General features: G+C 46.5%; 6 protein-coding genes. 4 read left to right on the top strand and 2 right to left on the bottom strand.

Annotated features, from left to right (window positions below; all coding sequences use genetic code 11):
• The first annotated feature begins 322 nt into the window (after window positions 1-322).
• A complete protein-coding gene (locus MHN01_RS11705) occupies window positions 323-1,120 on the top strand; it encodes a DUF2989 domain-containing protein (RefSeq protein WP_239411515.1) in 798 nt (265 codons plus the stop codon).
• Between the two features lie 90 nt (window positions 1,121-1,210).
• Here the strand turns inward: MHN01_RS11705 and msrB are convergent, their stop codons facing one another.
• Window positions 1,211-1,612, bottom strand: coding sequence for a peptide-methionine (R)-S-oxide reductase MsrB (gene msrB, locus MHN01_RS11700; RefSeq protein WP_239411514.1), 402 nt, complete (start codon window positions 1,610-1,612; stop codon window positions 1,211-1,213).
• Between the two features lie 348 nt (window positions 1,613-1,960).
• Here msrB and gap point away from each other — a divergent pair, with 348 nt between their 5' ends.
• Both gap and MHN01_RS11690 read left to right on the top strand, forming a co-directional pair.
• The gene (gap, locus tag MHN01_RS11695) at window positions 1,961-2,956 is read left to right on the top strand and encodes a type I glyceraldehyde-3-phosphate dehydrogenase (RefSeq protein ID WP_239411513.1); all 996 of its coding nucleotides are present in this window, start codon (window positions 1,961-1,963) and stop codon (window positions 2,954-2,956) included.
• 253 nt (window positions 2,957-3,209) lie between these two features.
• Window positions 3,210-4,085, top strand: a complete 876-nt coding sequence (locus tag MHN01_RS11690; protein WP_239411512.1) for a D-hexose-6-phosphate mutarotase — start codon at window positions 3,210-3,212, stop codon at window positions 4,083-4,085.
• A gap of 73 nt (window positions 4,086-4,158) precedes the next feature.
• Here MHN01_RS11690 and MHN01_RS11685 read toward each other — a convergent pair whose 3' ends face one another.
• Window positions 4,159-4,539 (bottom strand): VOC family protein, encoded by a 381-nt coding sequence (locus MHN01_RS11685; RefSeq protein WP_075764906.1) that lies wholly within the window; start codon window positions 4,537-4,539, stop codon window positions 4,159-4,161.
• A gap of 572 nt (window positions 4,540-5,111) precedes the next feature.
• Between MHN01_RS11685 and MHN01_RS11680 the strand changes: the two genes are divergently transcribed.
• On the top strand, window positions 5,112-7,046 hold the full coding sequence (locus MHN01_RS11680) for a PrkA family serine protein kinase (RefSeq protein WP_239411511.1): 1,935 nt from the start codon (window positions 5,112-5,114) through the stop codon (window positions 7,044-7,046).
• Window positions 7,047-7,049 lie beyond the last annotated feature (3 nt).

Raw genomic sequence — 7,049 nt, 5'->3', positions numbered from 1 at the left:
CTCACTTCCGGGGTCATCACTTTTAATAGTTGTTCTAGTTCCATATGCAGGCTTCCTATCTGATGAGGTTAGCCTCATCAGTTTGGTTCTAATTAGTTCTATACAAGTATAGGAAGGGCAGTAATACCAATTACATCCCAAAGCGCCAACTACCGGTCAGTTTTTTTGCTCCTCAGATCACAATGCGAAAAAAATCTGAGCCTTTGGCTTTTTTTCAATATACATCGGTTAAGATAACACCATAGCCAGTCGCTAAATTCTATTAGACACTCAAAGTAATCTATTACCCAATATGAGCATTGCCCGTAGATCAACAACATTAATGAAACTATCGCTGGCAGCAGTAAGCCTAACGCTGCTTAGCGGCTGCTTTGAACGCCACCGTTCAACAGACAGCCTATGCGAAAAGTATCCGGAGATCTGCGAGAACACTAACCTGAATGATGGTCAGTGTCGTCTTCAGCGCACCAACCTAATTTGGCAACGCTATGATGTGCTGAAAAATCCTGTCGCCGAAGAGAAATTTAAAGAGCTTAAATTCACCTACGATTACCAAAAGTGCCTGGAATACGCTGCTCGAATCGAGCCGACAGAACTGAAAGAGCGCAAAACCCTGCGAACAAGAGCCCTCATTAATAGCTATAAGTCGATTGCAAGGTTGTCCGAGGAACTCGCGAAGTCCGATGATCCTGAAATTATCTATTACCGCTGGAGCCAGGGCGAAAAAGGGGCATTACGTCAGTTCTTGAAGCTTGAAGGCACCCCAGCTCTTGAAACACCCGAGCTGCAGCTTGCACTGGCAACCTACTACACCGACAAAGACAAAGCTAAAACAATCCAACTGCTCAAGCATGCCCTGGAGCTGTACGAGCGCGGACAGAATATTAAACCAGAAATCATCCAGTCTCTGGCAACCTTGTCCCATCAGACAGAATCGATCTCCAACGCTTACCTGTGGGCAAGAGTCGGCACCGAACTGGGGGCTTCCGTCGTCAGCCAGGAAAAACTGATCAGCTTTTACCCGATGCCTGACGACGAGCGACAAGCGATAGATATTCAAGCTCAGAAGATATCTGAAGCGCTGGAGAAAGGAAACTTCAGAGCCAGCATGGTCAATTAAGTCTGCTGGCTGACCGATGTTTAAGATCTCGCTCTGGGGAGAAATGCAAAAGGGCTCAACGAGCCCTTCTTCAAACAATCAAATCTGTAATTACTTTTCAACCGTAGCGCCTGGCTGAAAGGCCAGTGACACTGAATTGACACAATACCGTTCACCCGTTGTTTTCGGCCCGTCAGGAAAGACATGGCCTAAATGACTGTCACAATAGGCGCAACGGATCTCGATACGCTGCATACCATGACTGTTATCTTCCAGATAGCGAATTGCATCAGTGCTAATCGGTGCATCGAAACTTGGCCATCCGCATCCTGAGTCATATTTATTCTCTGATTGGAACAAGGGCTTGTTACAGCAAGTACAGTGGTATATCCCCGTTTCGCGGTTATGAAGCAAGGTTCCAGAAAATGGACGCTCGGTTCCTCGTTCACGGCAAATATGATATTGCTCCGCCGTTAAATTATCGCGCCAATAAGCATCTGATTTATCTGACATTACCTATCCTTTCTGTATTTATCCATCACTGGGCCAAGCAAATTTATTTGCCAATCAAGCGAACTGTAGCACATACTTCCTGCTCGAAAGGATTTTACATGTACGTGTTCATTTAAGCATATTTTAGATGAACTGAGTGTGGATATTAAAAGTTAACAACAGCAATGGTGGATATTTATACAAGTATTGTACGAAATCGCACCGTTGTAGTGGGAATGTAAAAAAAATCCGAACTTTTTTTTGACCTCACGCAATTTAAGTTCGTTTTTGGCTTGCAGGGTCACCCAAGATTCTGTAATTTTACTACCAGTTATCTTTCATTAGAAATTAAGTTGTGGAGCAACTGTAATGACTATCAAAGTAGGTATTAACGGTTTTGGCCGTATTGGACGTTTCGTTTTCCGTGCTTCTGTAGAGCGCAATGACATCGAAGTTGTTGGTATCAACGACCTTATCGACGTTGAATACATGGCATACATGCTGAAGTACGATTCAACTCACGGCCGTTTCAACGGTACTGTTGAAGTTGAAGGCGGTAACCTAATCGTTAACGGCAAAACAGTTCGCGTAACTGCAGAGCGCAACCCAGCTGACCTTAAGTGGGACGAAATCGGTGTTGACGTTGTTGCAGAAGCAACAGGTATTTTCCTAACTGACGAAACTGCTCGTCAGCACATCACTGCTGGTGCGAAGAAGGTTGTTCTAACTGGTCCTTCTAAAGACGCAACTCCAATGATCGTTATGGGTGTTAACCAAGACACTTACGCAGGTCAGGACATCGTTTCTAACGCTTCTTGTACTACTAACTGCCTAGCGCCAATCGCTAAAGTTCTTAACGACAAGTTCGGTATCGAGTCTGGTCTGATGACTACTGTTCACGCAACTACTGCTACTCAGAAGACTGTTGACGGTCCTTCTGCTAAAGACTGGCGTGGTGGTCGTGGTGCTTCTCAGAACATCATCCCATCTTCAACTGGTGCTGCTAAAGCTGTAGGCGTTGTTCTTCCAGAACTAAACGGCAAGCTAACTGGTATGGCTTTCCGCGTACCAACTGCTAACGTTTCTGTAGTTGACCTAACAGTTAACCTGAAAACTGGCGCATCTTACGAAGCTATCTGTGCAGCAATGAAAGAAGCTTCTGAAGGCGAGCTGAAAGGCGTTCTAGGTTACACTGAAGATGCAGTAGTATCTCAGGACTTCATCGGTGAAGTTCAGACTTCTGTATTCGATGCTAAAGCTGGTATCGCTCTAACTGATAACTTCGTTAAAGTTGTATCTTGGTACGACAACGAAATCGGTTACTCAAACAAAGTTCTAGACCTAATCGCTCACATCTCTAAGTAATGTAAGCTTTTAGCAAGAATGACAAAAGGCGGCTTAATAGCCGCCTTTTTTGTATGTTGAGTTCAGGGCCCCTATTCAACAAATAAAGCAAAGACAAAAAAGTGCCTACATATTTAACAAATTTATTTTAATTTTTACTGATATTTTTTAAATAAAATTAAGTCCCTATTTTATTGGTATTTCCTTTCATCTCGCCGAGATGCCAATCAAATAAGCATTGACCCGATTAAAACCTGTAAGGAATGAAGATCTTATGGATTTACGTAACCTTCCGACAATTTCAGCACTATCTGACGCAGTCACGATCTGTGAATTCCAGGGCATCAAAATTGTACGTGTGATTCACCAACTGGCCGAAGCCGGTATTTCCCTCCACGGCGGACACCTGATTTGGTACAAGCCTGCAGGAGAGAAAGACGTTATCTGGCTCAGCGAAAAGGCTGAATTTGATACGGCAAAAGCTATCCGCGGTGGTATACCTGTCTGCTGGCCTTGGTTCGGCAAAGTAGCGACGCCTTCTCACGGCTTTGCACGTAATAGCCAGTGGACGCTAAATCAGCACCGCGAAAATGAGCAGGGTGTAATTGTGTCACTGACGCTGGAAGACAACGAGGCAACTCGCGCTATCTGGCCTCACAAATTCCATAATGAGATTACCTTTGAAATTGGTCGCGAACTGACAGTCAGCCTGACCTCGACCAATACCGATGAGCATTCCTGGTCATTCACTGGCGCCCTGCACACTTACTTTAACGTGGCAGCAATCAGCGACGTCGCTGTAACGGACATGGGTGAAGCCTACCTGGATAGCACTAAAGGTAACAAAGCCTGTACTGGCGGCGACACGCTAACATTCAACGCTGAAACGGATCGCGTCTATACCTCGCCGGCTAACCCGGTTGTCATCGATGACAAAGCTCACCAGAGGCAGCTTCTAGTTACTAACCAGGGACATGATGCTGCTGTTATCTGGAATCCATGGCAGGCGCTATCTGTCAGCATGGGGGATATGGCAGACAACAGCTTTGAGACAATGGTCTGCGTCGAATCCACCATCCACGAGCAAGCTATCGAATTGTCACCGGGTGAATCCCACACGCTCAGCACGCAGATAACAGTGCAGAAGTAATAGCAGACCTTGCTTTCAATGCCGCCATCTCGGCGGCATTGCCTTAATCAGCAACATTCACTGAGCCTAGTCCCTAGGCAAGCATATGCGTGTTTGTTTCGATGAGTACCCAGCCATTGCCATCCGGATCGGCAAACGTCGCAAACCGCCCGCCAATAATGGTCACAATCTCAGAAAGAGGCACTCCCCTGCCCGTCAGTTCGCTGTGCGTGGTGTGGATATCATCTGTTTGCACAACCAACCCCTGAACAGATCCAGCCTTCATGCCGCCAAATGGTATGACTAGACTGATTGTCGTCTCGGCCCCTTTCGGTGCCAGCTGGATCCAGCGCTTATGGTTATCGGCGTGATGATCGCGTATCAGCTCAAACCCTAAGGCATCACGATAAAAGAGCAAGGCCTGACTCTGGTCTGAGACCGGAATCGAAACTGTATCAACACGTGAAATCCCCATTAATCAAGCTCCCCCGTTCCACAAGTGACTTCTCCTAGCATATGTCAGGGGGATCGATTTCGCCCTCCAAAAATGCCGTTATCGCAAATATATGACAGCTTAGGTGGACCCAATTTCCGTAACTGCCTTCAAAATTCCGAATGCAAAAAGAAAACAAACTGTCACAAACCCCACCTCGAACAAAAAAACACATTGACCTAAACAAAGTACTTTTTGACAAATTTTTACACGCTGAAAAGCTTTACATTTAGACAGGAAAACCATTGATGAAACAATATTCCTGATATGCGACTCAACTTTCTCGCAACCACCCAGATCACAATATCGCAACAAAATCGACGCTATTTTTTAAACAAATCCGCTTGCGATTCCCAATTTATAGGAGGATAGTAAGAATATGTTCAAAAAACATTCAGTTCGTTAGGCAAGGACAAAAGGGAAATTTAGTTTATAAACCAACAACTCAGTGAAGCAATTTGATCAGTTAGGTCTAGTCTTAAGATATGAGGGATGTGAAAGTTAATTGTTTTCGTCCTTTCTAATTGATTGAAGAACGATTCAGGGGGCATACCATGAGTATTTTTGACCACTATCGTCAACGCTATGAAGAAGCCAAGGATGAAGAGCTTTCATTGCAAGAATTCCTTGAAATCTGTCGTAATGACCGCAGTGCTTACGTCAATGCTGCAGAGCGCTTGCTGATGGCAATCGGCGAACCAGAAATGATTGATACCGCTCAAGACCCACGTTTGAGCCGTCTATTCTCCAACCGCGTCATTTCCCGTTACAAAACGTTTGAAGACTTCTACGGCATGGAAGATGCCATTGAACAAATCGTTTCTTATCTCAAGCACGCGGCACAAGGCTTGGAAGAGCGCAAACAAATCCTATACCTATTGGGTCCTGTTGGTGGCGGTAAGTCATCACTGGCCGAAAAGCTTAAGAGTCTGATGCAGAAAGTACCTGTTTATGTACTGACAGCAAACGGCGAACGCAGCCCGGTTAACGACCACCCTTTCTGCCTGTTCGATAAAAATGAAGACGGAGACATCCTCAATAAAGAATTTGGCATTCCAGAGCGCTATCTGAACAACATCATGTCACCATGGGCAGCCAAACGCCTGCACGAATTTGGCGGTGATATCACTAAATTCAAAGTCGTCAAAGTCCGTCCGTCGATTCTCGATCAGGTCGGTATCGCCAAGACCGAACCCGGTGACGAAAACAACCAGGATATCTCGTCACTGGTCGGTAAAGTCGACATCCGCCAGCTTGAGCACTTCTCTCAGGATGATCCGGATGCCTACAGCTATTCCGGTGCTCTCTGTAAGGCCAACCAGGGTCTGATGGAGTTCGTCGAGATGTTCAAGGCGCCACTGAAAGTGCTGCACCCGTTGCTGACAGCAACACAGGAAGGCAACTACAACGGTACCGAAGGGCTTTCTGCATTGCCGTTTGACGGTATTATTCTGGCCCACTCCAACGAATCTGAGTGGCAGACGTTCCGTAACAACAAAAACAACGAGGCCTTCCTTGACCGAGTCTATATCGTCAAAGTGCCTTATTGTCTGCGTGTATCGGAAGAAATCCGCATTTACGAAAAACTGCTTCAGAACAGTGAATTGTCAGCCGCACCTTGCTCGCCAAGCACCCTGGAAATTCTGGCGCGCTTCACCGTACTATCTCGCCTGAAAGAGCCGGAAAACTCCAGCCTTTACTCAAAAATGCGTGTCTATGACGGTGAAACCCTGAAGGATACGGATCCGAAAGCCAAGTCTTACCAGGAGTACCGTGACTACGCCGGTGTCGATGAAGGTATGGCCGGTCTGTCGACCCGATTCGCCTTCAAGATCCTGTCGCGAGTCTTTAACTTCGATCATTCCGAAGTGGCAGCCAACCCCGTTCATCTGTTCTATGTACTGGAACAGCAAATCGAACGGGAGCAGTTCCCACAGGAAATGGCAGAAAAATACCTCGAGCACTTAAAAGGTTACCTGACTCCGAAGTATGTCGAGTTCATCGGCAAAGAAATCCAGACCGCCTACCTCGAGTCCTACTCCGAGTACGGTCAGAACATCTTTGACCGCTATGTCAGCTATGCCGACTTCTGGATTCAGGATCAAGAGTACCGCGATCCGGAAACCGGTCAGTTGTTCGACCGTGCGGCACTGAACAACGAGCTCGAGAAAATCGAGAAGCCTGCCGGAATCAGCAACCCGAAAGACTTCCGTAATGAGATCGTTAACTTCGTACTGCGTGCCCGTGCCAGCAATGCCGGCAAGAACCCGAACTGGACCAGCTACGAGAAACTTCGTACCGTAATCGAGAAGAAAATGTTCTCGAATACCGAAGAGCTGCTTCCTGTCATCTCGTTTAATGCCAAGACATCCACCGATGAGCAGAAGAAACACGATGACTTCGTGGCTCGTATGATGGAAAAAGGCTACACCCGCAAGCAAGTACGCCTACTATCCGAATGGTATCTGCGCGTACGCAAGTCGTCGTAGCCT

Source organism: Photobacterium sp. OFAV2-7 (genome assembly GCF_022347985.1).
Taxonomy (GTDB): domain Bacteria; phylum Pseudomonadota; class Gammaproteobacteria; order Enterobacterales; family Vibrionaceae; genus Photobacterium.
Note: the sequence above shows the minus strand (reverse complement) of the source record. Positions and strands in the feature narration are given on the sequence as shown.

Coding starts and splice junctions, on each gene's coding strand:
- msrB (WP_239411514.1), bottom strand. CDS start 1,612: ATGTCAGATAAATCAGATGCTTATTGGCGCGATAATTTAACGGCGGAG.
- MHN01_RS11690 (WP_239411512.1), top strand. CDS start 3,210: ATGGATTTACGTAACCTTCCGACAATTTCAGCACTATCTGACGCAGTC.
- MHN01_RS11680 (WP_239411511.1), top strand. CDS start 5,112: ATGAGTATTTTTGACCACTATCGTCAACGCTATGAAGAAGCCAAGGAT.
- MHN01_RS11685 (WP_075764906.1), bottom strand. CDS start 4,539: ATGGGGATTTCACGTGTTGATACAGTTTCGATTCCGGTCTCAGACCAG.
- MHN01_RS11705 (WP_239411515.1), top strand. CDS start 323: ATGAAACTATCGCTGGCAGCAGTAAGCCTAACGCTGCTTAGCGGCTGC.
- gap (WP_239411513.1), top strand. CDS start 1,961: ATGACTATCAAAGTAGGTATTAACGGTTTTGGCCGTATTGGACGTTTC.